Genomic DNA, 25,284 nt, shown 5'->3' on the forward strand with positions numbered 1-25,284 from the left:
CCTCCGGTTCAAACCAGGGTGACGTATTTGAAGTCATGGAAGCCGCGGGGGAAGGGATGGAAGCCCCGCACCTTGTCCGACAGAGCCACGACGAGCGGCGTCTCATAGGGCACCAGGATGTAGCCGCGCCGCGCGGTGAGTTCTTGCAACTTGGTATAGATTTCCGCGCGCTTCTCGGGATCGAGTTCGGTTTTGCCTGCAAGGATAAGCGCGTCGATCTCCGGGTCCGAGAAATAGGGCGGTTCGCTGGCGCCGCCATTGAACGAGCCGTTCGACTCGTAGAAGGGGGCGATCGAGGCGTCGGCTCCCAGCTGCAGTCCCCAGAAGAAGGTCACGAGCTCCTTTTTGCGGTATCCCTGCGTGCCCAGATCGCCATTGGACCAGGTCACGATGCTCAGCCGGATGCCGATCTGCTCGAGCATGGCGGCGTAGGCCACGGTCATCGGCTGCAAGCCGTGTCGGTCATTGGTGGTGTAGATGTTGGCCTCGAAACCGTCGGGGTAGCCGGCCTCGGCCATCAGCGCCTTCGCCTTGTCGACGTCGATCGCAGGAATTGGGAGATCGGCGTCATAGTAGGGGTTTGATGAGAGGATCACGTTGTCGGGCTTGGCCATGGCGAGGCCCGAGTAGGCGATTTGCGCCAAGGCCTCGCGGTCCATCACCAGCCGCATCGCATCGCGCACCCGGGCGTCGGAGAAGCGCGCGTCCGAGGTGTTGATGTAGATGCTGTGAAAACCGGCACCGTTGGAGCGGACGACATCGACACCGGGAGAGTTTTCCAGCACGGGAACGAATTGGGGCGCGACCGAGGGGATCATGTCGACCTGGCCGCCGCGCAGCAGCGACACCTGCGAATTGCCCTGCGCGACCGTCTCCTGGCGGATCACGTCGAGACCGACAGCCTCGGGATTCCGGTAGCTTTTGTTCGCGCGATAGACGATGACACTGCCCGGGATCATTTGCTCAAGGAGGAATGGGCCGGTCCCGTCGGGGGCAGAGGCGAGGCTCTCGGCTGTTGCCCCTTCCGGCACGATCGAGCCGTAGTTGATGGCCAGCGCAGTCAGGAAGTCGGCGTAGGGGTATTTGAGTGTGAATTCGACCTGATGCGCGTCGAGCGCCTTCACGCCTGCCACCGCATCGAAGAAGCTGGTGCCGTTGAGCGCCTCTTCTGGGTTGGTCAACCGCTCGAAGGTGTAGACCACGTCGCTCGCGCCGAAGGGTTTTCCAGAGTGAAAGGTCGCGCCCTCCACGAGGTCGAAGGTCCAGACCAAACCGTCCTCCGAGGTCGACCAGCTACGCGCCAGAAGCGGCTTTGGCACGAGGTTTTCGTCGAATTCTGTCAGTGTCTCGTAGACGAGACGGGTGAACTGGAATTCATCGAGCAAGTTTTGGGCTGCGGGGTCGAGGATTTGGGAGGCCCCAGTCCAGGCCATACGGAGTGTCTTCTCTCCGGGCCCGGCGATGGCCGGACCGGAGGCGAGCCCAAGTACTGTGACGGTGGAGGTGGCGCCTGCAAGGCGCAAGAAATCACGGCGGAAAAGACCCTTCATCTGGGGAACTCCCTTTGCGGATTGCTGTTGGAATACGTGGCGTTGTTCTTGTCCCCCGAGAGTTCCCCAGCGCCGCGATTTTCGGAATTGTCCCCCGTGCCACTTCTTTTGCCTCAGAGTGCCAGCCTGTTCGGAGGTGCCGTTCGTGACTGTTCCGGCGCTGAAATGGCGTTGACGGGGCGGTTGGAGCGGCTTGTCTGGTTTCGTGTTTGATTATTTTTTTGTCATATGGCCGATTCAGTGGGCATTGCGTGCGTGCCGATGCCGCGGGATCAGGGAAACGCGGCGGTGCCACATTTTGTGACATGACAGCTGGGTCATAGGGTCGGCTGTTTCCTTGGCATTCCTTGCGCGGAGATGGCCTGCCCGTCCTGCCGCGCCGCTCTTGCCGAAGGAGAGCCGCGATGAGCATCGCCCTGAACACCAGCACCTGCAGCCCGAACGAGCGCTTGGTGTGCTGGCACGAGCTGATTAACCAGCACCACATATCGGTCGAGAGCGGCCCTCTAAGCCCGGTTGCCGCGATGAACGCCCCAGATTTCGTGGGTGTCGGTCAGATCGACGAATGGGCGTCGATGCAAGTCCTGAAGAGCCGGACCAGCGCAGTGACCTACACGCATGGCGTCGGACAGCTGCGCAGCGCGTCGCACGACGATTTCATCTGCATGCTTGTGATCGCTGGAGCTGGGGTCTTCGAGATCAACGGCAGCAAGCGTGACTTTGGGCAGGGGGATCTGCTCTTCTACGACAGCTTGCAGCTTTACACGCTGTATTTTCCGCAAGGCACCACGACGATCACCCTGCGTATTCCCCGGCCGATGATCCTGAGCCGCGTACCGCAGGCCGATGGGCAGATGGCGCTGCGGATGGAAGCCGAACGGCCCATGGTCCGGGTCATGTCGGGACTGCTGAAGGGAATCGCTGAACTGGACGGCTATCCTGACCCGGCGCATTGCCGTGAGGCGGAGGCGCCGATCCTTGATGTGCTGTGCCTTGCGGTACGGGAGAGCTATGGAGAAACCCGCCGGGCCTCGCCGGGGCAGGGGCGGCTGTTGTCGCGGATCAAGTCGGACCTCATACACCATCTCGGAGAAAGCGAGCTGAGCATTCGCCATATTGCCGAAATGTATGATGTCTCGCCGCGCACGCTGAACAGGCTCTTCTCGGCCGAGGGTACCACAGTGATGCGCTGGGTATGGGAGCAGCGGCTGCTGGCAAGCTATCGTGCGCTGTCGGACGGGTCCGTCCGACAGGTCACCGAGGCGGCCTACGTTTTCGGCTTCAAAGATGTGTCCCACTTCACCCGAGCCTTCAAACGTGAGTTTCAGCTTGCACCTAGCTCGCTGCTGACCTTCTGAAACTGCCTGAACCCGGGCACCCGTCGTTGGCGTCGCCGGTGGCCCGGGGGCGGCGCGGAGCTCCGCGCTGCGGACAGGGCGACATTCGGCGCGCCTGAAGCGTGGATCCCGCGCACGACCTTACCGGTAGCGTGGCCCGCTCAGTCAGGTGAATTGGCGCGTGGGTGCAGGCTCTGATTTCCGAGTGGATCTACGCTTGACCCTAGGGCCAGCGCTGCCGCGGCTCCGATGCGGGAAGCGCCCCGAGAGCTCGGGATTAGAAACGCCCGAACGTTCCAAGAAGAAAAAATGGCATCCTCCTCCGATGTCGTCCAACAGGAGTTCACCATGAAAAGACCAATTATATCAGGCCTCTTGGCCGCATCTCTATCTGTCGCGGGAGCCCAAGGGACCCTGGCGCAGGATGATCCGATCAAGCTCGGCTTCGCAATCGCCCTTTCGGGCCGTCAATCAGTGACCGACACCGATGGCTATCGCTTCGCGCAGCTCTGGATCAAAGCGCGCAACGAGAATGGCGGGCTTCTGGGGCGTGAGATCGAGTTTGTTACCGCCGACAATAAGACCGACCTCGGCGAGTCGGTGAAGGCGGGTCAGAAGGTGCTGGCCGAGGATCCCGACCTAGTCGTCGTGAGTTGCGACTACGACTTCGGCGCTCCGGCAGCCGTGCAGGTTCAGAAAGCCGGCAAGATCTCGGTCTTCATGTGTGCGGTCGACCCCAAGGCGGGCGTTCTTGGCGTTGGTCCGGCCTCTTTCTCGGGCGGCACCGCCTCCCAACTTGACGGCGCGATCATTGCCGACTGGGCGCTTGAGAAGAAAGAGCTGAAAAAGACCTTCGTGCTGGAGGATGTTGCTGGCGAGGCTCAGAAATCTTCCTGCGCCGGCTTCGAGTGGATGTACGAGCAACTGGGTGGCGAGATCACTGGCTGGGAGCAATTCCGCTTCGACGACGCCTCGATCTCGGCGCAGGTCAGCGAACTGTCGAAATCAATCGCCGATGACGGCACCGAGGCGGTGATGCTCTGCTCGCACCTCGGCGCGGGCGGTGCAGTGCGCCAGATCCGTTCGGCAGGTATCGACGTGCCGCTCCTGGGTCCGTCGATGTTCGACGGCGTCGCCTGGACTTCCGCCGTGCCCGGCCTCACCGACTTCTACATCCCAACGCAGGTGCTGATCGATGGCGACGCCCGTCCCGAGGTCACGGCACTGACCGAGAGCTTTGTGGACGCCTACGGTGACAAGCCGTCGAGCATGTTCGCCTACCCGATCTACGCCTGGCTCGAACTCTGGGCCAAGGCAGTAGAAACCGCGGGAACGACCGAGACACAGGCGGTGGTAGAGGTGATGAACGGCTTCACCAACGAGGCGACCACACTAGGACCGCGCACCTTCACGCCACAGCTGCACATCCAGACCTCGATGCCGATGCAGATCTCCGAGTTCACCGACGGCAAACAGGTCTACGTCGAGGAATGGGGCATCAACGAGGAGATCCCCAACAACATCCTCTACCGCGTCGGGAACTGACAGAGAACCTCTACAGGCGTCAGGCTCATCGCGCCTGACGCCCTTTCCATTCAGACAGGGAACAACGCTTTGAATTCAATGGCGGAACCACTCGCAGAAACGGCGACCAGGGCGAGGGAGGCGCTCGAGATCAAGCACGTCTCGGTGCTGTTCGATGGTCTCGCCGCGATCAGCGACGTCAGCCTGCGGCTCGCTCCGCGGGAAATCGTCGGCCTCGTGGGGCCGAACGGTGCCGGCAAGACCACGCTGGTCAACGTGCTCACGGGCTTTCAGAAGCCCACCAAGGGCACGCTGCATCTCGATGGCGCAGATGCGCGTGGCTGGTCGCCGGCACGGGTACGCGGCGCGGGCGTGGCACGGACCTTCCAGGCCGGGCGGCTGTTCAAGAAGCTCGACGTGCTCGAGAACGCGCAGGTCGCCGGGATCGCAAGTGGGCTGTCGAAAGCTGGGGCACGGCGCCGGGCGCAGGACGTGCTCGAACAGGTGGGGCTGGCGGATGCGCACGACAAAATCGCCGGCAGCCTGCCTTACACCGATCAGCGACGCCTGGACATCGCGCGGGCGCTGTGCTCGGCGCCGAAATACATCCTGCTCGACGAGCCCGCTGCCGGCATGTCGGACTCCGAATGCGAGGAATTGATGGGCATCATCCGATCCTTGCCGGCGGTCCATGGCTGTGCGGTGCTGCTGATCGAACACAACATGCATGTGGTGATGTCGCTGAGTGACCGCCTGCATGTCCTCGACGGCGGGCGGACCATCATCGAAGGACTGCCCGAGGAGGTCCAGAAACACGAGGCCTTCCTGAGCGCCTATCTCGGAGCGGAGGTGGCCGAATGACCGAACCCTATCTCGAAGTCCGCGACCTCTTCGTCAGCTATGGCCAGATCGCCGCCCTGCGCGGCGTGTCTCTGCATGTCGACCCTGGCGAGACGGTCTGCGTCGTCGGCCCTAACGGCGCTGGAAAATCGACCCTCATGGCCGCCATTGCTGGCGGCGCCCGTGCTCAACGCGGTGGGGTCTACCTCGCGGGGCAGGACATCAGTTCCGGTAAGCCGGAAGACATTGCGCGTCGTGGCTTGTCGCTCGTTCCGGAGGGGCGCCAGATCTTCTCGACGCTGACGGTGGCAGAGAACCTCAAGCTCGGCGGCTTCATGCAGGGCAATGCCGGTAATGCGCGCTGGATGATGAATGATCTGATGGATCTCTTCCCCATCCTGCGCCAACGCGCCAACTATCCTGCGGGTCGGCTCTCGGGGGGCGAGCAGCAGATGCTAGCCATCGCCCGCGCCATCATGACCGACCCTCAGCTCATCATGATCGATGAGCCTTCGCTGGGTCTTGCGCCAAAAATCGTCGATCAGGTCTACGAGATCCTCGCCGAGATCAAGGCGCGGCGGGGAGTGACGCTTCTGATCAATGAACAGAGCTCGGCACGCGTCCTGAAATATGCCGACCGCATTTATGTGCTGCGCGGCGGGCAGGTGCAGCTTTGCGACCGTGCCGAGAACCTCACCGATGGCGAAGCGATCAAGCGCGCCTATTTCGGCTTCGACAAGGAAGGTGTCTGACATGATTGCGTTCTTCCAGACTATTCTCGACGCACTCAGCCTCGGATCGATCTTCGCGCTGGCAGCTTTGGGCGTTGGCCTTTTGTTCGGCATCCTGAGGCTTGCCAACATCGCCCATGGCGATTTCATCACGGCCGGGGCCTACTCGTTGATCGTGCCCTTCACCTCGGTGGCAGCCGCTTCGGAGCTGTTCATCGGCAGCTGGCACTGGACCCTCGTCATCCCCACAGTCGGGATGATCGTAGTGATCATTGCGCTGCTGACCGAACGCTTTGTGTTCCGGCCCCTGCGCAATGCCTCGGCGCCGACGCTGATGATGGCGTCCTTCACCGTGAGTTACATCCTTCAACACATCATGCTGCTGGTCTACGGCAGCCAAGCGCGCGGGGTAAACCTCTGGTACGGGCTGACCGAACCGATCTTCATCGCCGGCCTGCGCATCCCGATGATCCAGCTTATCACCATCGGGGTGACCGCCGCGCTGATGATTGCGCTGAGCCTCTTCCTCAAGTTCTCGCGGTTCGGCATCGAAGTGCGGGCTGCGGCCGAGGATTTCCGCATGGCGCAATATCTCGGCGTGCGGGCCAACCGGGTGATCGGTGTCGCCTTTGCGATCAGCGGCATCCTGGCGGCGGTCGTGGCACTGCTCTACCTGCCGCAGAGTGGCACTGTGAGCTACGCTTGGGGCTCTCCGTTGGCGCTCTACGCCTTCGTGGCGGTGGTCGTCGGAGGCATGGGCTCGCTCGTCGGCGCAGTGGTGGGAGGCTTTCTCATCGGTGCAGCGATCACTTTCCTTCAGGTCTACCTGCCGTCCGACCTCAAGCCCTTCCGCGATGCCTTTGCCTTCGGCTTCGTGATCCTTGCTCTGGTGGTCCGTCCCGATGGGCTCTTCCCCAACAAATCCGTCCACAAGAGGGTCTGATCCATGCAGAATGACAAGCTGAAATCCCTGCTGGAAACGGTCTGGACCCCGTTCGGGCTGATTGCCGGACTGGCCGTCGTGACGCTGTTTGTGCAGCTGATGGGCACGGGGACGGTGCAGAGTTTCTGGACCGAAATCCTGATCCGCATCATCTTGGTCACAGGCTTCTACATCTTCATCGGCAATTCGGGCGTCTTCGCCTTCGGTCACGCAGCTTTTGCCTGCGTCGGGGGCTATGTGGCGGCGTGGCTGTCGATGGACGCGATGTTCAAGCAGATCATGCTAACGGGTTTGCCGGGCTGGGTGCAGAGCGCGCATGTCGCGCCATGGCTGTCGGTCTTCGCGGCTATGGCGGCTGCAGCCGTTGCAGCGCTTGTCGTGGGAGCAGTCATAGTGCGGCTTTCCGACATCGCCGCCTCAATCGCGACATTTGCTTTCCTGCTCGTCGTGAACCGGATCTATTCGAACTGGGACTCGGTCACCGGCGGTGCGGCACCGCTGACCAACATACCCTCGCTGGGCGGCATCTGGGCGAGCTTCGTCTTCATGGCCGGCGCCCTGGTCATCGCTTGGCTGTTCCAGCAATCGCGGTTCGGCCTGATGTTGCGGGCGAGCCGGGATGACGAGGTCGCAGCCATGGCGACAGGCATTTCGGTTTACCGCATGCGCCTCGTAGCTTTTGTGCTCTCCGGCGCGGTCATGGGCTGCGGCGGCGCGGTCTACAGCTTCTTCCTTGGCATCCTTACCGCCGACGTCTTCTACATGAGCCTGACCTTCTTGCTTCTGGTCATGCTGGTGGTCGGCGGTGCGGAAAGCCTCACGGGCGTCGTCGTTGGCGTCGTGGCAGTGAGCTGCGTTTCCGAGGTGCTGCGGCTTGGCGAGGAGGGCGTCGCGCTGCCCAATGGGGACATGCTGGCCCTGCCGCTCGGCATGCAGCAGATTTTGCTCGGAATCTTCATGGTCTTCGTGCTGATCAACCGGGCGGACGGGATCACTCGCGGTTCCGAGCTGCCCTTGCCGAAAGCCTTCCGCAAGCCGCAATCGATCGTTTCCGGCGAGCGCAAGACCGCTTCCTGACGCCTCTGAGATTTCCAAGTATGGCCCCGCCGGTGACGGTGGGGCCTTTGCGGTTTCTGGCGCGCGGAGGCAACGCTTGTGGCGCGGTGGAGCGGGGCGCAGTGCTTTTGATTGGCTAGTCTGCATGGCAGATCGGCAAGATGGAGGCTTCCATGTCGCAGCGACAACTTCAGGCACAGCGCATTCTTGGGGCGGCGGATCACGCGTTGGGACAACGCCGCTTTGCCGAGGCTTTGGCCCAGTACGAGGCTGTCTTCCAGATGGGATTCGAGTCCTGGGCTATCCACGTCAACGCCGCGCAGTGCTGCAAGCGTATGGGCGATATCGAAGGAGCGTTCCGCCACTTCGAGCGGGGGTTCCGGATCAAGCGACGGCCCGACCTCTGGGCCAGAGGTGCGGCAGAGGTGCGGGCGGCTGGCGATGAAGCCCGCCTGTCCTTGACCTATCGCCGCAACCTTTCGGATCAGCTTGCGTGGTTGCGCGCGCAAGGTGAGATCGACTGGTTCGATGCTGCCCTTGAAGACGACCTGCGCAAGGGTGTCCTAACCGGCAAGACCCGCGCGTTGCGTGACGGTTGCAGCCATTATCCCGAGATTTCTTCGCCTTGCGAGATCCTATCGCCGGATGCGGTGATCGAGCGAGTGGAACTGTCGGGCAAGCCCGGCGACTGCTTTTTCATTCTCGACAATGTGCTGACAGGAGAGGGCCGGCAGGCTCTGCTCGACCAACTACTCAAGGCGGCCATCTGGTTCGACGTGCGCGACGAGCGCGGGTATCTCGGCGCGCACCTGCACGAGGGATTTGCAACGCCTTTCGTGCTGGGACTCGCGCGGGAGATGCAGGCGACGATCAGCCGGCTCGCGGAGCCAGTGGAGGTCGCGCAGCTCTGGGCCTTCCGTTACCTGCAGGAATCCCAGGGCATCGACATCCATGCCGATCAGGGCGACTGGAACCTCAACATCTGGCCGGTTGACGAAACGCACCTGCAGGAGGGCGACGGGGTCGGGGGCATGACGCTCTATGACCTGCGGATCGGTGAAGACATCGCCTTCGAGGATTACAACGCGCGCCCGGAGCTGAACCGCGGTCGAATTGCGGCGTCCGGCGCGGCGGAACACGTTGTGCCCTATCGCGGTAACCGTGCCGTGCTCTTCCCGTCAAGATACCTGCACAAGACAAACGCCGCGCGCTTTTCCGACAGCCACGAGGGCCGCAGGATCAACGTCACGATGATGGCCGACCGCGCCGTAGCAGCCGCGTGACCTTTGCAGACCTATGCCCTGTCGCGCCGGGACGCGCGGCGGCAGTGCGGGTCAGGTAGCTAGAATACACAAAGTTTCAGAAGAACCGGCCGCGCGGATTTTTCCCCGGCAAGCAAAGACTTGGAGGTCTTATGTACCGAATTTCCGTCGACACCGGGGGCACGTTCACCGATGTCGTTGTCACCGATGATCAGGGCCGCCTGACCGTCGGCAAGGCGCTCACCACGCCCGAACGCAGCTTCACCGGCCTGTCGAACTCGATCACCAATGCTGCCGACCAACTGGGCATCTCGCTTTCGCAGCTGCTCGCCGAAACGCGGGTGATGGTCTACGGCACGACCCGGGCGACGAATGCCATCGTCGAGCGCAAGACCGCCAAGACCGCACTTCTGGTCACCGAAGGTTTCCCCGACGTTCTGGTGTTCCGCAAGGGCGGCAAACTCAACGCGCTCGAGATCAACGCCAAGGTCGAGCCGCCTTACATCCCGCGCAGCCTGACCTTCGAGATCCCCGAGAGGATGAACGCCGAAGGCGGCGTCGAGACAGCACTAGACGAGGCGAACGCGCGCGCAACGCTGGAGAAGCTGGGGCGCGTGGGCGTCGAGGCGGTGGCCGTGGCGCTGCTGTGGTCGATTGCCAACCCCGCGCACGAGCGGCGTCTGGGTGAGCTGATCGAGGAAATTCTTCCCGGCGTACCCTACACGCTGTCGTCCTCGCTGAACCCGACCATCCGAGAATATCCGCGCAGCTCGGCGACGGCGATCGACGCCTCGCTCAAGCCGTTAATGCAGAAGCATCTGCGCGACCTCAAAATTGACCTCTCCGAGGCGGGCTTCGGTGGCGAGCTGCTGATTTCCGCCTCCTCGGGCGGCGTGATGCACATCGACGACGTGGTGCAGAAGCCGGTCTACATGGCCAAGTCCGGCCCTGCCATGGCGCCGCTCGCGGGCATCGCCTACACACGCGCCGAAGACCTCGACGATGATGTCATCATCGTCGACACCGGTGGGACCACGTTCGACGTCAGCCTGATCCGCGATGGTGCCATCAAGTACACCCGAGAGACCTGGCTCGGCACGCCCATGGCCTCGACGATGCTCGGCATGGCGACGGTCGATATCCGCTCGGTGGGCGCGGGCGGCGGCTCGATCGCATGGGTCGATGCCGGCGGCATGTTGCGCGTCGGTCCGCATTCGGCGGGTTCGGAGCCCGGCCCGGCCTGCTATGGTCGAGGCGGCGACAAACCGACCGTGACCGACGCGGCCGTGGTGCTGGGCTACATCGATCCCGATCGCTTCCTCGGCGGGCGTATGAAGCTCGACAAGCCCGCGGCCGAGGCCGCCATGCGCACCGTCGCCGACCGGCTGGGCAAGTCGATCTGGGAGACCGCGGGAGCGATCCTGCAGATCTCGTCGGAGATCATGATCAAGGCGATCGAAGACATCACCACCAATGACGGCGTGAACCCCGGCGACAGCACGATCGTCGCGGGCGGCGGCGCCGCCGGCCTGAACCTGCTATCGATTGCGCGCTCGATGAAGGTCAAGAACGTGATCATTCCCAAGACGGCGGGCGCGATCTCGGCGGCGGGCGGCCAATTCTCGGACATCGCAACGGATTTCTCCACCTCTTGCTATGCCGCGTCGAATGCCTTCGACAGCGCACAGGTGCGCGAGACGCTGAACGGGTTGCTGGCCCAGAGCGGTGAGTTCGAGAGCGGGCTGCGTGCCAAGGGCGTCGAGACTTTCCGCTATCAGCTCTTCGTCGAAGCCCGCTACGCACGGCAGCAGTGGGAACTCGAGGTCGAACTGCCCGTCGAATGGGCTCAGAGCTGTGACGACGTCGCGCTTCTCGAAAAGCTTTTCGCCGAGCAGTACAAGCGGCTCTATGCGGTCGACCGTCTTGGTACGGTGGTCGAGGCGATCAACTGGCGTCTGCGCGTCGCGGCGGTGCTGTCCTCGCCGCAGGTGTCCTGGCAGGGACCGGGCTCTGATATCGACCTAAACAGCCGCGACAACGACGCTTACTTTCTCGAGACCGGCCACACCAAGACACGGGTGATCAACGGCACGACCATCCCGCTTGGCTTCGAGATCAAGGGCCCGCTGATCATCGAAGAGCCGACCACAACCATCGTGGTCGAGCCGGGAATGACCGGGCGTCTCTCGCCTCAGGGCAACTACATTTTCGAATTCGGAGGCACCCATGCCTAAGGACTTCCCGGACACCGGCTTCGATCCGGTCGAACTCGCGATCATGGGCAACCGTCTCGACGCAATCGTGCGCGAGATGACCTCGACCGTGATCCTTACCGCAAACTCCTCGGTGATCGGCATGGCGCGGGACTTCTCCTGTTCCATCCTCTCGTCCAATCACGACATCATCGGCGTCGCCGAGGCCCTGCCAGTGCATGCTTTTGGCTCGAATCTGCAGGGGCAGGCGATGGAGAACTTTCATCCCGGCTTCAAGGAAGGCGACGCCTTCCTCAACAACGACCCCTACAATGGCAACACCCACGCCGCGGACCATACGATCCTCGTGCCGGTGTTTTTCGAGGGCGAGCACCTGTTCACCTCGGTGGTCAAGTGCCATCAGGCGGACTGCGGCAACTCGGTGCCGACCACCTATTTCGCCGCGGCGACCGACGTCTATAATGAAGGGGCGCTGGTCTTCCCGATGGTGCAGATCCAGAAGGATTTCACCGATAACGAAGACATCATTCGGATGTGCAAGGCGCGCATCCGGGTGCCGGACCAGTGGTATGGCGATCTGCAGTCGGCACTGGCCGCGGCCCGCACCGGTGAGCGCTCGCTGAAAAAGTTCGCCGAAAAGTTCGGCGCGGAGCGGGTCAAGGCCTTCGTGAAGGCCTGGCTCGACTATTCCGAACGCCGCGCAGCGGCGGCGATCGCCAAGCTGCCGCCCGCGACACTCGAGCGCCGCGGCAAGCTGGACGAACTGGGAGAGTTTCTGCCCGACGGTGTGGAAATTTTTGTCAAGATCACCATCGACCCAGCCGAGCAGCGCGCCATCGTCGATCTGCGCGACAACTTGGATTGCGTGAACGCTGGGGTAAATCTCTGTCAGGCCACGGCCACAGGCATGGCGATCACCGGCATCGTCAACTGCCTCGAGCATGATTTGCCGCTGAATTCCGGAACGTTCCGCCGTATCGAGGTGCTGCTGCGCGAGAACTGCGTGGTCGGCATCCCGAAGTTTCCGCACTCGGCATCTACCTCGACGACGCTCCTGGCCGACGTGATCTGCAATACGGCGCAAAGCTCGATCTCCGAGCTGGGCGATGGATACGGCCTGTCGGAATCGAACATGTTCCTGGGCGTCTCGACCGGGGTGATCTCGGGCAAGGATGAGCGCGTGGGCGACGAGGATTACGTCAACCAGCTGTTCCTCATGGGCGGCGGCGGTCCGGCCTCGGCAACGGCGGATGGAATCGATACCTTCACCGTGATCGCCGGGGCTGGCCTGTGCTATCGCGACAGCGTCGAGATCTCGGAGCAGCGGCTGCCGCTCATCGTGAAGTCGATGAAGCTGGTGCCCGGCACCGCCGGTGCAGGCCGCCAGCGCGGCGGCGTCGCGACCCGGACCGAATTCGGCCCGCGCGGCAACGAGATGGTGGTGATGCAGGTGACCAACGGTGTTTCGACCGGACCGCGCGGCGTCCAGAAAGGGCATGACGCCTACCCGGGTGCCAACATCAAGGTCCACGCCGACGGTACCGAAGAAGTGCTGCCGGGCTACCTGCACACTGTGCTCCAGCCGGGCGAAACCATCGTCGGCTTCGACAGCGGCGGTGGCGGCTACGGCGATCCGGCGTGCCGTGATCCGCAGGCAGTGCTCTACGATGTGGCCGAGGGCTACGAGACCGTCGAGCGGGCGCGCGACATCTACCGCGTGGCTGTGCTCCTAGATGCGGAGGGCTTCGCCAGTGGCATCGACGAAGCGGAAACCGCGCGCCTGCGCAGCTGAGCCTTCCTTTCCTTGCTCCCTGGGGTCGCGGCCGCGCCGTGGCCCCTTTTTTGATGAGGCCCAAATGAAACTTGCGATAATCGACGACTACCAGTCGGTCGCGCTGGAGATGGCCGATTGGTCCACAGTGAAGGAACGCTGCGAGATCACAGTCTTTAGCGACCACCTCTCTGAGCCGGAGGCGCTCGCCCAGCGGCTGCAGGACTTCGATATCATCTGCGTCATGCGTGAGCGAACCCAATTCGACCGCGCGCTGCTGAGCCAGCTACCCAAGCTCAAAATGATCGCTTCGAACTCGGCGGCGAATGCCGCTATCGACATCTCCGCCTGCGAGGAAATGGGCATCCATGTCAGCCACACCGAGTTCCTGCTCTACGGCACGACCGAGCTGACCTGGGGGCTGATCCTCTCGGCGATCCGGCGCCTGCCGCAGGAAATTGACAATTTCCGTGCGGGCCGCTGGCAACAGCACGTTGGGCAGGACATCCATGGGCGGACGCTCGGAATCGTCGGTCTCGGCAATTTCGGACGCGCGGTTGCCAAGGTCGGACAGGCCTTCGGCATGGACGTCGTGGCCTGGAGCCAGAATCTCGATTCGGCTTTTGCGGCGGAACTTGGTGTGCGCGCAGTCAGCAAAGAAGAGCTTTTCTCGGGCTCCGACGTGATCAGCATCCACATGAAGCTCAGCGAACGATCGCACCACATGGTCGGCGCGGCGGAACTGGCACTCATGAAACCATCAGCCTGGCTAGTTAACGCCTCACGGGGGCCCTTGGTGGATGAGGCGGCCCTAATCGCGGCGCTCAAAGCAGAGCAGATCGCCGGCGCGGCGCTCGACACTTATGACCAGGAACCGCTGCCCGTGGATCACCCATTCCGGGTCCTTGAGAGCGTTATCGCGACGCCGCATATCGGCTTCGTGACTGAGGACACATACAGACTATTCTATGGCCGGATGGTCACACGCATTGGCGAGTGGCTGGAACGCTCGCAATAATCGACACGGCGCCCGGACGGGCGCCGTTTTCGCTTCGAGGGTCCGGGAAAATGCGCCCCGAGAGTGAAAGATTCATTTCGCTTTGATGTTGGGCGTTTTCACCCGAGTTCGCTTGTTTTGCAGCATCTGCGGGTTTGGTGTGCGCTTTGCGCGGCGCGCTTCCGGCATCGACTGCCATAGAGACTTTGCCTGCGGTAATCTTGGTTCCAGAGCGCCTCAATAGGTGTGATTTGGACGAACGGCCGCAAGGGAAGCTGCCATGACACTCATCTTCCAGACCGACGATTTCGAGGGGGCCGACCGGCTCGAATACTGGCAAAACATGATAAGCCAGCACCATGTTTCCGTGGTCTCGCCCGGCGGTGCCGCGCAAGATTTCAGCGGGCGCATGAAGATCGACGACTGGGGTGGGTTACAGTTCTCGGATACCACGTTCAGCCCGATTTCCTACAGCCACGGGGTCGAGGAAATACGTCAGTCCGAGCGCGACGACTTTCTCTGCGTGCTGAGCCTCGAGGGGGGCGGGCGGTTCTGCAACAACGACAGTTCATTCGCCTTCAGCGCCGGCGACATGGTGGTCTACGACACCGACCAAATCTATGCGATCGAATTCCCCGAGAAGGCGCGGACGATTTCGCTTCGCATCCCACGCCCCCTGATCATCAGTCGCCTATCCGGTGCCGACCGCCAGTTCGCCCTGCACATCGACGGCGCGCAACCTATGGCGCAGCTAGCTGCCGGTCTCATGAAAAACGTCTGCGCGCTCGACGAGCTGCCCGGCAGCCAGCGCTGCCGCGATGCCGAGGCACCCATTCTCGACCTGCTGAGCCTTGCCGCCAGGGACCTGCGCGGCGAAGAGCAGCGCCCCACTCCCGGCCAGCATATGCTACTTAAGCGGATCAAGGCCGAGCTGATGGAGCGTCTTGAAGACAGCACGATTTCGGTGACCTCGATCGCCCAGGAGAACCGGATCTCGCCGCGCACGCTCAATCGTCTCTTCGCGTCCGAAGGGACGACGGTGATGCGCTGGATCTGGTCGCAGCGTCTGGCGGCAAGCTATCGCGCCATGTCCGAGGGTTCGGTGCGGCAGGTGACCGAGGCGGCATTCCGCTTCGGCTTCAAGGACTCGTCGCATTTTGCGCGGGCTTTCCGCAAGGAATTCAACATTCCGCCAAGCAAGCTGATCGGTTCCTGAGCTTGTCCGGGGGCGTGACGTGAGGCGCCGAGCGGTCCCCGGCGTCGCAAACGAGATCACCAAGAGAATGGCCCGCCCGGAGCGATCCGGGCGGGCCATTCTCTCGGTGTGGGCGATTGCGCTCAGTGCGCGGGTTTGGCCGGCTTGCGCATCTGGCTGAAGAGTCCTGCCGCGATGAAGGTCGCGCCACCGATCAACACATATTGCCAGACCGATCCGAGGTTCAGGAAGGGCAGGGCGGCAATGATCGATTGGATGAACAAGGCCCCGGCCAGTGTGGCGAGGAACGAGCCGCGCCCGCCCGTGATCTGTGCGCCGCCCAGCACCACGGCGGTCACGCTCATGAGGGTGTAGCTGACGCCCGTTGTGGGAGAGCCGATCCCGACCTGCGCTGCCAGAAGCAGCCCGGCGACGCCCGCAAAAAGACCACTCCCGACGAAGGCGAGAACAACGATCTTGCCGCGCTGCAGGCCAATCATCTCGGCAGCCTTGGGGCGCGAGCCGACGGCGCGCAGGGCGCGGCCGACCGGGCGCCGGAAGAGGCCGAATTCGGCGCCCAGGGTTAGGGCGATGACGAACACGAAGACCAGTGGCACCGGGCCGACCAGCATCTGCACCGTCTCCATGTAGCCATCGGAGAGAAGCCCATCGGGTGAGGGCCGCAGAATGAGCGACAGCCCCTGCAGGCCAGTATAGGTCGCAAGCGTCACCACGATGGCCGGCAGCTTGAGGCGCTCTACGAGAACACCGTGCAACAGGCCAACTGCCGTACATATGACAAGGACGACGAGCGCGCCGCCGACATAGCCGACCGGCGGTTCTTCCCCCAGCAAGTACGAGGACAGGACGACGGCAAAACCGATGAGCGGCCCCACGGCAAGGTCGATGCCGCCCTTGATGATCACGAAGAGCTGGGCGAAGGCTGCCAGCGCAAGGATGCTGGTCAGCGTAGCAATGCTCTGCAGACTGAATGCCGAGAGGAACCACGGGTTGATAGCCTGCGTGACACCCATCACCAGAACGGACAGCAGCACGAGGATCGCCGCGGGCATCTGGTCGGAGCTCCAGAAGGCGGAGCGTTTTCTGCCTCCTGCATCGGCGTCCGAGCCATCGCGAATACCGGTAGCCTTAAGATTGGCCTCGGTGATCTTGGCATCATTGACATCCGCGCCGGTCAGCTCGGTCACCACCGAGCCGCGCGAGAATACCAAAACGCGGTCGCACAGGCCCTCGATCTCTACGCCGTCCGCCGAGGAGACGATCACCGCACAGCCGGAATCGGCCATTTCGCGTAGCTTGTTGTAGATGTCCGAGCGCGAGCCCACGTCGACCCCTTTGGTCGGCTCGTCGACGAGCAGTACGCGCGGTTTCATCGCGATCTCACGGCCGATGAGAACCTTCTGCTGGTTGCCGCCCGAAAGCTGGCCGACCGTCGACTCTACGGTCGGAGCCTTGACCCGCAGATCGGCATGGATCTGCTCGGCAAGCTCCTTTTCGCGGCGGGCGGATAGCAGGCCGTGGTCCGAGATCGCGGCGAGCTGGCCGAGCCCCTCGTTCTCGCGGATGGTGAGCGAGAGGACAAGCCCTTCGGCGTGACGGTCGTCGGGCACGAAGGCCACGCCGGCGCGGCGGAAGTTGGCGACACCGGGTTTCGGCTCGTCTATATCGACGCGGATGTCGCCGGAGGTTTTCGGATTGATCCCAGCGAGGGCGCGCAGGAAGTCGCGCTGGCCTTGTCCTTCGACACCGGCCAGACCGATGATCTCGCCCGGACGTACCGCCAGTGACACGTCGCGGAAGCCCTTGCCCGACAGAGCTGCCACGGTGAGCAGCTTGGGGCCGGTGCCGATCTTGCCTTTGGGCGGGAAGACCTGCCCGAGGGGGCGCCCGACGATCAGGTTGACGATCTCGTCGGGGGTGAAGTCGGCGGCGGGCCGGGTCTCAATCAGGTCGCCGTCACGCAGCACCGACACGCGGTCGGCGATAGCCATGACTTCGTGCAGGCGGTGCGAGATGTAGATGATCGCGGTGCCCTGCGCCTTCAGCTCGGCAATGAGATGGAACAGGTGCCGCACCTCAGGGTCCTGGAAAGGCTCGGTGGGTTCGTCGAAGATGAAGACGGCGGGGCGGCTCGCAAGCGCGCGGGCGATCTCCAGAACGTGGCCCTGCGCCAACGAGAGGTCGGCGGCGCGAGTAGAGAGGTCCATCGCCAACGCCTTGGTGGAGACCCGGTCGAGCAGCTCCTGTGCCTCGGAAGGCGTCAGGTCCTGTCGTGCCAGCTGCAAGTTCTCGAGCACCGTCAAATCGGGAGCCAGCGCCGGGTGCTGGAAGGCCACCGACAGGCCCATCTCGCGCACCTGCGCGGCCTGCGACCGGGCGGTCTCGCCCTTGATCGACACGGTGCCGGTGTCGGGAGTGAGCACGCCTGCAGCACAGTTGATCAGCGTGGACTTGCCCGCACCGTTCTCGCCGACGATGGCGTGAACCTCTCCCGGCCATGCCTTGAGGTCGATACCCTTGAGCGCCTTCACCGGGCCGAAGGACTTGGTAATTGCGTCGAGGATCAGGGCGGGCGGCGCAACGAGCTCTGCTGCGGCGACGGGTTGTGCGTTTGCGGTCATGGGAACTGCTTTCATGTCGGTCACGCGGTCTTGAGACGGTTCGCGATGGACGGAAGGCTTACGCCGAGAAGGACGATGGCTGCCTGAATGAGGTACTGCACGGCGGTGTCGAACCCGAGGCTGATCACCAACTGTCCCAGATAGGTCAGAAAGAAAGCGCCGATCCCGGTCGCCAGCACCGAGCCGCGCTCACCGGTGAGGGAGTTGCCTCCCACTACATAGGCGGCGACGGTGGCCAGCATGTAGTCGTTGCCAGCGAAAAGCGTCGGAACGTTCGACAGGCCTGCGAAGAGCACGCCCGCGGCGGCGAAGAGAATGCCGGCCCCGATGTAGGCGCCGACTTGGAAAAGCTCGACACGGAAGCCGAGGGCGAGCCCGACGTTCGGGCTGAGCCCGGAAACCGAGAAGCGGCGGCCAAGCGCGGTGCGCGAGATTACCAAGGCTACCAGGGCAACCAGTACGAGCGCGACAAGGAAAGGCACCGGGATACCGACGACGCGCGAAGCAGCGAGGTCGGCGATCGGTTTCGCGACCGTCGAGGCACGGCCACCGGACAGAGCCAGGACCAGGCCGAAAACGATGGAGTTCATGGCGATGGTGACAACCAGAGGAGGCACGCCGAGACGCGTAACGGTCAGCCCGTTGGCGAGCCCGACGCCGGCGCCGGTCAGCAGGGCGAGGCCGACGAGACCCATGGCCTCCAGCGTGCCGCCCCCTCCGGATTGGAAAGCGGTGACGACGACGGCGGCGAGGGAGAAGACCCCCGCGACCGAGATGTCCATGCCTCGTTGCTGAATGACGAGGTGCTGACCGATGGAGGCCACCGCGAGGATCCCCGCAAAAGGCAGGAGCCCGGAGATGGAAGCGGGGCGGATCGTGGACGGGGCGATCACCCCGCCGATGACCAACAGGAGGATCAGGGCGGCCAGCGCCCTGAACTCGTTGCGTTTGAAGAGGTTGCCCATTGGGTGGTCTCCTTCGGTCGTGGGGTTATTCGAAGATCGCGCGCATCTCGTCCTTCGTCATCGTGAAGGTCGAGACATGGGCACCCATCGGAAGTTCAGGATCGCAGACCGGGTTGAACTTCGCATCTTCGCTGGCGGTGTTGTCGATCACCGGGTCGATGATGATCGTCGGCTCGTCGTTCTCGACGTCGTTGGCGGCGGCAACGCCCTTGCGCAGGGCAAGGCGGGTCAGCCAGGTTCCGGCCGAGGTGGTGAAGAGCTCGAAATCGGGGTTGGCGTCGTGGTTTTCCTGCCAGTAGCAGGCCAGCTCGTTGCCATCACGCGTGGTCCAGAGCGGGAGCTTCTCGCCAGCGATCTCATAGGCACGGATAGCGCCCATCGACCCGATGCCGTAGTCCGACATGACCGCGTCGATCTTGTCATGCTTGGCGAGCAGGCTGGTCATGACCTTCTGGTACTCGGCGCGATCCCAGTTGGTTGTCACGGGGCCGTCTTCGAGCATCTTGATCCCCGGGTGCTTGGCAAAAACCTCCATGGCACCATTGTAGGTGTTGCGGGTCGAGACCGCGCCAGGCGCGCCGCCGAGCATCACAACGTTACCTTCGCCGCCAAGTTGCTCGACGATCCATTCCGCCGCCATTTTGCCTTCGATGTTCTGGTCAGCCGTGACCATGCCGACGTAATCCTTGCCGGGAGTGCCAGGCCAGGAGGTCCCGCCGTAGAAGGGCACGACCTTTGCGCCGCGCTTCATTGCCTGCGACATCGCACGCAGCAGCGCTTCACCGCCGTCGGGACGCACGACGATCACGTCGAAGCCTTGCGCCGCGAGGCCGGTGATGTCCGAGATCTGTTGCTCCACGCTGCCCTGCGCATCAACGTAGCGAGCTTCCTTGATGTTGTCGCACTTGGCGGCTTCAAGTTCGAACTCGGCACGCGAGATCAGGCGCCAAGGGTCCGTGGAGGAGCCGGTGGAGTAGGCGACACGCATCGGCTTGTCGCCGCAGAAGTCGGTGATCGGGTGGAATTCCTCGATGCCCCCGACCTTCTTCGGGTGCTGGTCGGCAGCGGCATGCGCCGCGCCCGAGGTGAGCAGGCCGAGCAGGCCGGCGGTGGCGAATTTGCGGAAAGACATTGTTGTTTCCTTTTCTGGTTTCTGTCAGCCGATGCGGCTGATCCCTGTTGAAGTTCGGCAAGTTCAGGAGGCGAGAGGAGGCTGCCGGAGGTGCCAGTCGGTGGCTTTCTGGAAGGCCGAACCGGCTCTCACGAGCCGCCCTTCGCAGAGCTGCGGGGCGACAAGCTGCACGGCGACGGGCAGACCGTTTCGGTCGAAGCCGCCTGGCATCGTGACGGTGGGCGACCCCGACATGTCGAAGGGGCCGGTGAAGCGGATGAATTCGGAGTTGTCGCCCTCGGCGTAGTCGGCCCAGTTGGCGAGATCCGGAACCCGCCAGATGGTGGCGGGGATGAGCAGCAGATCGACCTGCCGGAAGAGCGCATTCAGCTTGGCAGTGAACCCCAGCCGGGTCTGATGGGCCCGGGCGACCTCGCGCGAGCTGTAGCCGTCGCCCATGTCGATGAGCGCGGCGAGGGTCTCGCCATAGTCATCGCGGCGGGAGGGGAAGGTGGCCGCATGTGCCGCGGCGGTCTCGGGGGCGCAGATCGGCAGCCAGGCCTTGGCGGCGGCCTTCCAGTCTTCGACCGTCACGTCGACCAGAACCGCGCCCAGAGATTGCAGCACCCGCGCGGCCTCTTCGATGGCGGCCACGTTGGCGGCGTCGATGCCCTCGGAGATATAGGCGCGGTCGATGCCGATGCGCAGCCCGGCAATCGACTGGCCAGCCTCGGCGCCGTAGTCCGGAACCGGCGCGGTGAGCGCCGTGGGATCATTGATATCCGCGCCGGCCATGGCCTGCAGGACGAGGCCGGCATCTTCCGCGCTGCGCGCGAAGGGTCCGATGTGATCGAGCGAGGCGGCCAGTTCGAAGGCGCCGTGGCGGCTGGTGCGGCCCCAGGTGGGCTTGAGGCCCGTCACCCCGTTCGCCGCCGCAGGAAAGCGGATCGAGCCGCCGGTGTCGGAGCCGAGCGAGGCGAAGGCGAGCCCCGCCGCGACCGACACGCCCGAGCCCGAGGAGGAGGAGCCCGCCCAGTGTCCGGCATTCCAGGGGTTCGACGGGGCGGTCACATCGGGATGGTGATTGGCATAGGCCTGCTCAGTGGTCTTCACCTTGCCCAGCGTCACGGCGCCAGCGGCCTCGAGCCGCTGAATGACGGTGGCGGTGTAGCCCGGACGGAAATCCTTGTGAATCCGGGTGCCGGCAGTGGTTTTGGCGAAATCGGTGTAAAGGATGTCTTTGTACGATAGGGGCACGCCGTGCAGCGGACCTCGGTATTTCCCCGCGGCAATCTCCGCTTCGGCGGTAGCGGCCTGCTCCAGCGCCCGTTCCGCGGTCACGGTGACATAGGCATTCAGTTGCGGCTCGAGCGCCTCGATCCGGCTCAGCATGTGCCGGGTGACTTCGACCGGCGAGACCTTGCGGGCTGAGAGGTCACGGGCGAGGGCGGTGATGGAGCTGTAGTGCATCGGCTTGTCTTTCGGCAGGGTCAGGCGGCGTTCGCGGAGATGAGGCTCAGAACCTCGCTGGTGGGCACCACGTCGGCGTAGACGACATAGAGATTGCCGAGCGTGGCGTTGTGCTCCTCGTCGGTGATCGTGGCGTTGGCATCCGAGACGAAGATCACGTCGTAGTTCATCTGCGCCGCGTCACGGGCGGTAGCTTCCGAGCAGCAGTTGGTCAGCGTGCCGGTGACGATCACCGTCTCGATGCCGTTCGCCTGCAGTTCCTCGTTCAGTCGCGAGGTGCCGGGGGTGAAGCCGGAGAAGCGGGTCTTGCGGACAACCAGATCGCCCTCCTGCCGGTCGAGTTGGGGGGCCAGGTCATGCAGCGGGTTGCCGGGCGTTAGCGCGGCGACGAGATCGGTCGAGAAGGGGCTGCCCAGCAAATTGCGGTAGAAGCTGGTCCAGACCACCGGCTCGGAGCCGTCATAGGTGTTCTGGATGAAGATCACCTTGCCACCGGCCTCGCGCAGTGCGGCGGCAATGGCGTTGACGTTGGGCACGATCTCGCGCGCCACCGGCACCTCGGCGCAGGTGCCTTCGTCGAGGTAGGCGCGCTGCATGTCGACCACCAGCAGCGCAGTCTTGCTCAGGTCGAACTCGGTGAAGGCCTGGTCGCGGCCATCGCGGTTCCAGCGGCCGCGTTCGAGCATGACGGGATTGATGTCGGTCTTGTGCATGGAGTCGGGTCTCGTCAGATGTGGCCTTGGAGCGGGCATGGCTCGCCCGGGCCGCTGGCGAAGATGCCAGCGGGAGTTTGGGGAAGGTGTGCGGAATTGGCGCCCCGGATGAGGCTCTGGGGAAGAGCCTCGGTCGGACGTGCGGCGGATCAGGCCTCGGCGGGACTTACCGAGACTGGCTCGGCCGGCGTGCTCGGCGCATGGTGGTGATGGTGGTCATCGTCGATGTCGGGCAGGTTCGGCAGGTCGCGGCGAAATTCGATCGGTTTGCCGTGCTCGGTGGCGATGTAGGAGCGCCGCCAGTGCTCAGCGGTCTCGGAGATCTCCTCGTCTGTCGCCGCCCCGGTCTTGCGCAGGAGGGTGATCAGCGCCTCGGACCATTGCCGGTAATAGGCTTCTTCCGAGGTCTCGATGCCGCTCTGCGGGTGCGTGCGGATCTCGGTCGAGAAGGTCTCGACCCATTCCGCCCAGCTGAACACACCGGCCTGCGCGAGCGCCATGGCAAGCCCGAAGACCTGCGCGTGCCAGGGCTCGCCGAAGCCCGGGGCGCCGACGTCGGCCTGTCCCAGAGAGGTCAGGTCGGTGCGGCAGGGATCGAGCGCCGAGATGATACTGCGCGTGTCCATCACAGGTCCTCCAGATAGGTCTCGTAGAGGTCGATGTAGACGGCATCTTTGCCGCCGGCGTCGGGCCCCCAGAGGTCGGCCGCCTCGAAACGGACGGTGTACGTGTGGTCCAGCGCCTCGTAGTCGCCCTGCGAGCGGGCATCTGCATAGAGGCAGGCGCCGCGGTAGGCGATGATGGTGCAGGGCTTGCCGCGGGTGTAGCGCGGCAGACGGGTGTGGGTCTTCGGGTTGATGTTCAGCGACCGGACCCTGTCCCCTTCCTTGTAGCGCGGCTGGGTCTTGGACTCGCCGGTGACCGGGTGGTTGGTGGTGAACATCTTGGTGACGGCTTCGGGCTCCAGTGCCTCGAGCCTGGCGGCCCAATCGGGAAGCGGCGCGCTGGCCTTTCCCGAGGCCAGCTCCTCGGCGGTCGCGATGCCCTTTTCCTGCAGGTAGGTCTCGGTCCCGTCGAGCCAGTGCTCATAGTAGGGCGAGGCCAGCCAGTGCAGAGCCTCGATCCGTTCCATGGAGTGGCGCGCCTCGTCGGCGACCGCGAGGCCGGTCATCAGGGTTAGCAAGTGGGCGCCGCAGATACGCCGCTCCCAATCCTCGTGGAACATGGGCTCATTCTCGTCGAAGGGCAGGGGCCCCATGCCGTGCATGCCGCCGAGATCGTGAATGCTGTTCATGCGGTCTCTCCCTTGGTCAGCGCATCGGGGGTTAGTGGCAGGCCGGTGCCGATCATCGAGTCGCGAGTGACCAGTTCGGCCAGCTGCGCCTCGGTCCAGCCCTCGGTGCCCTCAGGGCGCATCGGCAGGATGAGGTAGCGCAGCTCATTGTTTGAGTCCCAGACTCGGACTTCTACCTCGTCGGGAATCGTCAGACCGAATTCCTCGAGTACCGCACGCGGTTCGATCACCACGCGCGAGCGGTAGGGGGCGGTCTTGTACCAGGTCGGCGGCAGGCCGAGGACCGGCCACGGGTAGCACGAGCACAGCGTGCAAACGACGACGTTGTGGATCTCGGGGGTGTTCTCGCAGACCACCATGTATTCGCCTTGGAAACCGGCGAAGCCGAACTCCTCGATCGCGGCGGAGGCATCGGTCATCAGCCGGACCTTGTACTCGGGATCGCTCCAGGCGCGGGCGATGACCATGGCGCCGTTCTTGGGCCCCAGCTTCTGTTCGAAAATATCGACGATGGCGTCGACCGCGCCTTCCTTGATCAGTCCCTTCTCGGTGAGCAGTTGCTCAAGCGCGCGAACGCGCAGTGCCTTATCGGAGGGCGGCTTGGTGCCGTGGTGATGGTCGGACATGTTCTTCACCCTGTCGTAGGAAGTCGAGGTTTCGTGGTTCTTGTTTCTCTCACTATGACTCGATTTGGCCGTGCCTGTCTGTGCTGAGTGTGCCCGTTTGCTCGACTGGATTGGCCAAAATGCCCCGCTCTGTATGGTGAGAAAGCCATAAAAATATGAGCAAGAACCGGCATTGGACTCTATGTGCCAATCTATCCGGATGGATCGGCCAGCATGGCATTCGCGCTTGATCGGCGAGGCTGTGCAGGTCTGGATTGTGCGTATCCCGGCATGCAACGCGCCGGATGCCACAGTACCGACAGCAAAGAGGACCGCCCCATGCTCCGCACATCTCATCGTCTTGGCCTTGCCGCGCTCGGCCTTCTTGCACCGCTGCCCGCGCATGCACACCACGCCATGGGGGGGGAGCTGCCGACCAACGCCCTCGAGTCCGCAATCAGTGGCCTCGCGCACCCGGTCATCGGTATCGATCACTTGGCCTTCGTTGTGCTGGTCGGCCTACTAGCGGCCCGCAGCGGTCAGCGGCTGGCGTTGAGCGGGAGCTTCGCGGCGGCGACGGTGGTTGGCTGTTTGCTGTTGTTGGCGGGTGTGACGCTGCCTCTCACCGAAGTGGTCATCGGCGGCTCGGTCGTCGCTCTGGGCGCGGTCCTGCTGCGCGCCGAGCTGCCCAAGGTCAAGGCCCTCGGGATCGTCGTCCCGGTCATCGGCCTGTTCCACGGCTGGGCCTACGGCGAGGCCATTCTCGGGGCTGAGACCGGTGTAATCCCGGCCTATCTACTGGGCTTCGGTCTGGTCCAGTTCGCCATCGCGGCCGGTGTGGCGACGCTGGTGGTGGCGGCGCGCGAGAGCGCGGGTCTTGCCGCCACCCGCGAGCGCATCACCGCGGCGGCCTGCATGGGTATTGGTTGCGCTGTAATGATCGAGACCGTCGAGGCGATGGTCTTCACGGTCTGACAATTTCTCCCTGGGGGCACATTGCCGTGCCCTGACTCGAACGGCCCGGGATATCCCGGGCCGCTTTTTTTCATGCTGCCCTGCCGCAAG

Annotated in this window: 21 protein-coding genes; 12 read left to right on the top strand and 9 right to left on the bottom strand. The window is 63.7% G+C overall.

Features of this window, described 5'->3' with window-relative positions; translation table 11 throughout:
• Positions 1–8: 8 nt before the first annotated feature.
• On the bottom strand, positions 9–1,385 hold the full coding sequence (locus LC039_RS24680; protein ID WP_226629168.1) for an ABC transporter substrate-binding protein: 1,377 nt from the start codon (positions 1,383–1,385) through the stop codon (positions 9–11).
• Between the two features lie 569 nt (positions 1,386–1,954).
• Here LC039_RS24680 and LC039_RS24685 point away from each other — a divergent pair.
• The 11 genes from LC039_RS24685 to LC039_RS24735 all read left to right on the top strand — a co-directional run bounded on the left by LC039_RS24685 (position 1,955) and on the right by LC039_RS24735 (position 15,440).
• Positions 1,955–2,908: a helix-turn-helix domain-containing protein gene (locus LC039_RS24685; RefSeq protein WP_226629174.1), complete on the top strand. Its 954-nt coding sequence runs from the start codon at positions 1,955–1,957 to the stop codon at positions 2,906–2,908.
• Between the two features lie 327 nt (positions 2,909–3,235).
• Positions 3,236–4,432, top strand: a complete 1,197-nt coding sequence (locus LC039_RS24690; protein ID WP_226629180.1) for an ABC transporter substrate-binding protein — start codon at positions 3,236–3,238, stop codon at positions 4,430–4,432.
• 78 nt (positions 4,433–4,510) lie between these two features.
• Positions 4,511–5,272, top strand: a complete 762-nt coding sequence (locus tag LC039_RS24695; protein WP_226629182.1) for an ABC transporter ATP-binding protein — start codon at positions 4,511–4,513, stop codon at positions 5,270–5,272.
• The gene (locus LC039_RS24700) at positions 5,269–6,003 is read left to right on the top strand and encodes an ABC transporter ATP-binding protein (RefSeq protein ID WP_226629183.1); all 735 of its coding nucleotides are present in this window, start codon (positions 5,269–5,271) and stop codon (positions 6,001–6,003) included. The genes LC039_RS24695 and LC039_RS24700 overlap by 4 nt, the downstream gene beginning before the upstream one ends.
• Before the next feature lies 1 nt (position 6,004).
• Positions 6,005–6,925, top strand: coding sequence for a branched-chain amino acid ABC transporter permease (locus LC039_RS24705; protein WP_066109055.1), 921 nt, complete (start codon positions 6,005–6,007; stop codon positions 6,923–6,925).
• 3 nt (positions 6,926–6,928) lie between these two features.
• The gene (locus tag LC039_RS24710; protein WP_226629185.1) at positions 6,929–8,002 is read left to right on the top strand and encodes a branched-chain amino acid ABC transporter permease; all 1,074 of its coding nucleotides are present in this window, start codon (positions 6,929–6,931) and stop codon (positions 8,000–8,002) included.
• A 152-nt stretch (positions 8,003–8,154) separates the two neighbouring features.
• A complete protein-coding gene (locus LC039_RS24715) occupies positions 8,155–9,264 on the top strand; it encodes a hypothetical protein (RefSeq protein WP_226629187.1) in 1,110 nt (369 codons plus the stop codon).
• A 131-nt stretch (positions 9,265–9,395) separates the two neighbouring features.
• Positions 9,396–11,477, top strand: coding sequence for a hydantoinase/oxoprolinase family protein (locus LC039_RS24720; protein ID WP_226629188.1), 2,082 nt, complete (start codon positions 9,396–9,398; stop codon positions 11,475–11,477).
• A complete protein-coding gene (locus LC039_RS24725; RefSeq protein ID WP_226629190.1) occupies positions 11,470–13,248 on the top strand; it encodes a hydantoinase B/oxoprolinase family protein in 1,779 nt (592 codons plus the stop codon). The genes LC039_RS24720 and LC039_RS24725 overlap by 8 nt, the downstream gene beginning before the upstream one ends.
• 64 nt (positions 13,249–13,312) lie before the next feature.
• Positions 13,313–14,245, top strand: a complete 933-nt coding sequence (locus LC039_RS24730; RefSeq protein ID WP_226629191.1) for a D-2-hydroxyacid dehydrogenase family protein — start codon at positions 13,313–13,315, stop codon at positions 14,243–14,245.
• A gap of 259 nt (positions 14,246–14,504) precedes the next feature.
• Entirely contained in the window at positions 14,505–15,440 is a 936-nt protein-coding gene (locus tag LC039_RS24735) for a helix-turn-helix domain-containing protein (RefSeq protein WP_226629193.1), read from the top strand.
• 122 nt (positions 15,441–15,562) lie between these two features.
• Here the strand turns inward: LC039_RS24735 and LC039_RS24740 are convergent, their stop codons facing one another.
• From LC039_RS24740 to nthA, 8 genes are all read right to left on the bottom strand, one after another.
• Complete coding sequence (locus LC039_RS24740; protein WP_226629194.1) at positions 15,563–18,061, bottom strand: ATP-binding cassette domain-containing protein; 2,499 nt, start codon at positions 18,059–18,061, stop codon at positions 15,563–15,565.
• Positions 18,062–18,081: 20 nt separating this feature from the next.
• Positions 18,082–19,026 carry an ABC transporter permease gene (locus tag LC039_RS24745; RefSeq protein ID WP_066109079.1) on the bottom strand — a complete coding sequence of 315 codons (945 nt, stop codon included), beginning with the start codon at positions 19,024–19,026 and terminating at the stop codon, positions 18,082–18,084.
• A gap of 25 nt (positions 19,027–19,051) precedes the next feature.
• On the bottom strand, positions 19,052–20,158 hold the full coding sequence (locus LC039_RS24750; protein ID WP_226629196.1) for a substrate-binding domain-containing protein: 1,107 nt from the start codon (positions 20,156–20,158) through the stop codon (positions 19,052–19,054).
• 63 nt (positions 20,159–20,221) lie between these two features.
• Positions 20,222–21,607, bottom strand: coding sequence for an amidase (locus LC039_RS24755; protein WP_226629197.1), 1,386 nt, complete (start codon positions 21,605–21,607; stop codon positions 20,222–20,224).
• A gap of 20 nt (positions 21,608–21,627) precedes the next feature.
• A complete protein-coding gene (locus tag LC039_RS24760) occupies positions 21,628–22,320 on the bottom strand; it encodes a cysteine hydrolase family protein (protein ID WP_226629198.1) in 693 nt (230 codons plus the stop codon).
• 149 nt (positions 22,321–22,469) lie between these two features.
• Entirely contained in the window at positions 22,470–22,946 is a 477-nt protein-coding gene (locus tag LC039_RS24765) for a nitrile hydratase accessory protein (RefSeq protein ID WP_083191345.1), read from the bottom strand.
• Positions 22,946–23,614: a nitrile hydratase subunit beta gene (gene nthB, locus LC039_RS24770; protein ID WP_226629199.1), complete on the bottom strand. Its 669-nt coding sequence runs from the start codon at positions 23,612–23,614 to the stop codon at positions 22,946–22,948. Before nthB ends, LC039_RS24765 begins: the two co-directional genes overlap by 1 nt.
• The gene (nthA, locus tag LC039_RS24775; RefSeq protein ID WP_083191346.1) at positions 23,611–24,240 is read right to left on the bottom strand and encodes a nitrile hydratase subunit alpha; all 630 of its coding nucleotides are present in this window, start codon (positions 24,238–24,240) and stop codon (positions 23,611–23,613) included. The genes nthB and nthA overlap by 4 nt, the downstream gene beginning before the upstream one ends.
• 318 nt (positions 24,241–24,558) lie before the next feature.
• Between nthA and LC039_RS24780 the strand changes: the two genes are divergently transcribed.
• Entirely contained in the window at positions 24,559–25,194 is a 636-nt protein-coding gene (locus tag LC039_RS24780) for a HupE/UreJ family protein (protein ID WP_226629200.1), read from the top strand.
• The last annotated feature ends 90 nt before the right edge of the window (positions 25,195–25,284 follow it).

This window comes from Alloyangia pacifica (assembly GCF_020524285.1).
In the GTDB taxonomy this organism is placed as follows: Bacteria; Pseudomonadota; Alphaproteobacteria; order Rhodobacterales; family Rhodobacteraceae; genus Salipiger; species Salipiger pacificus_B.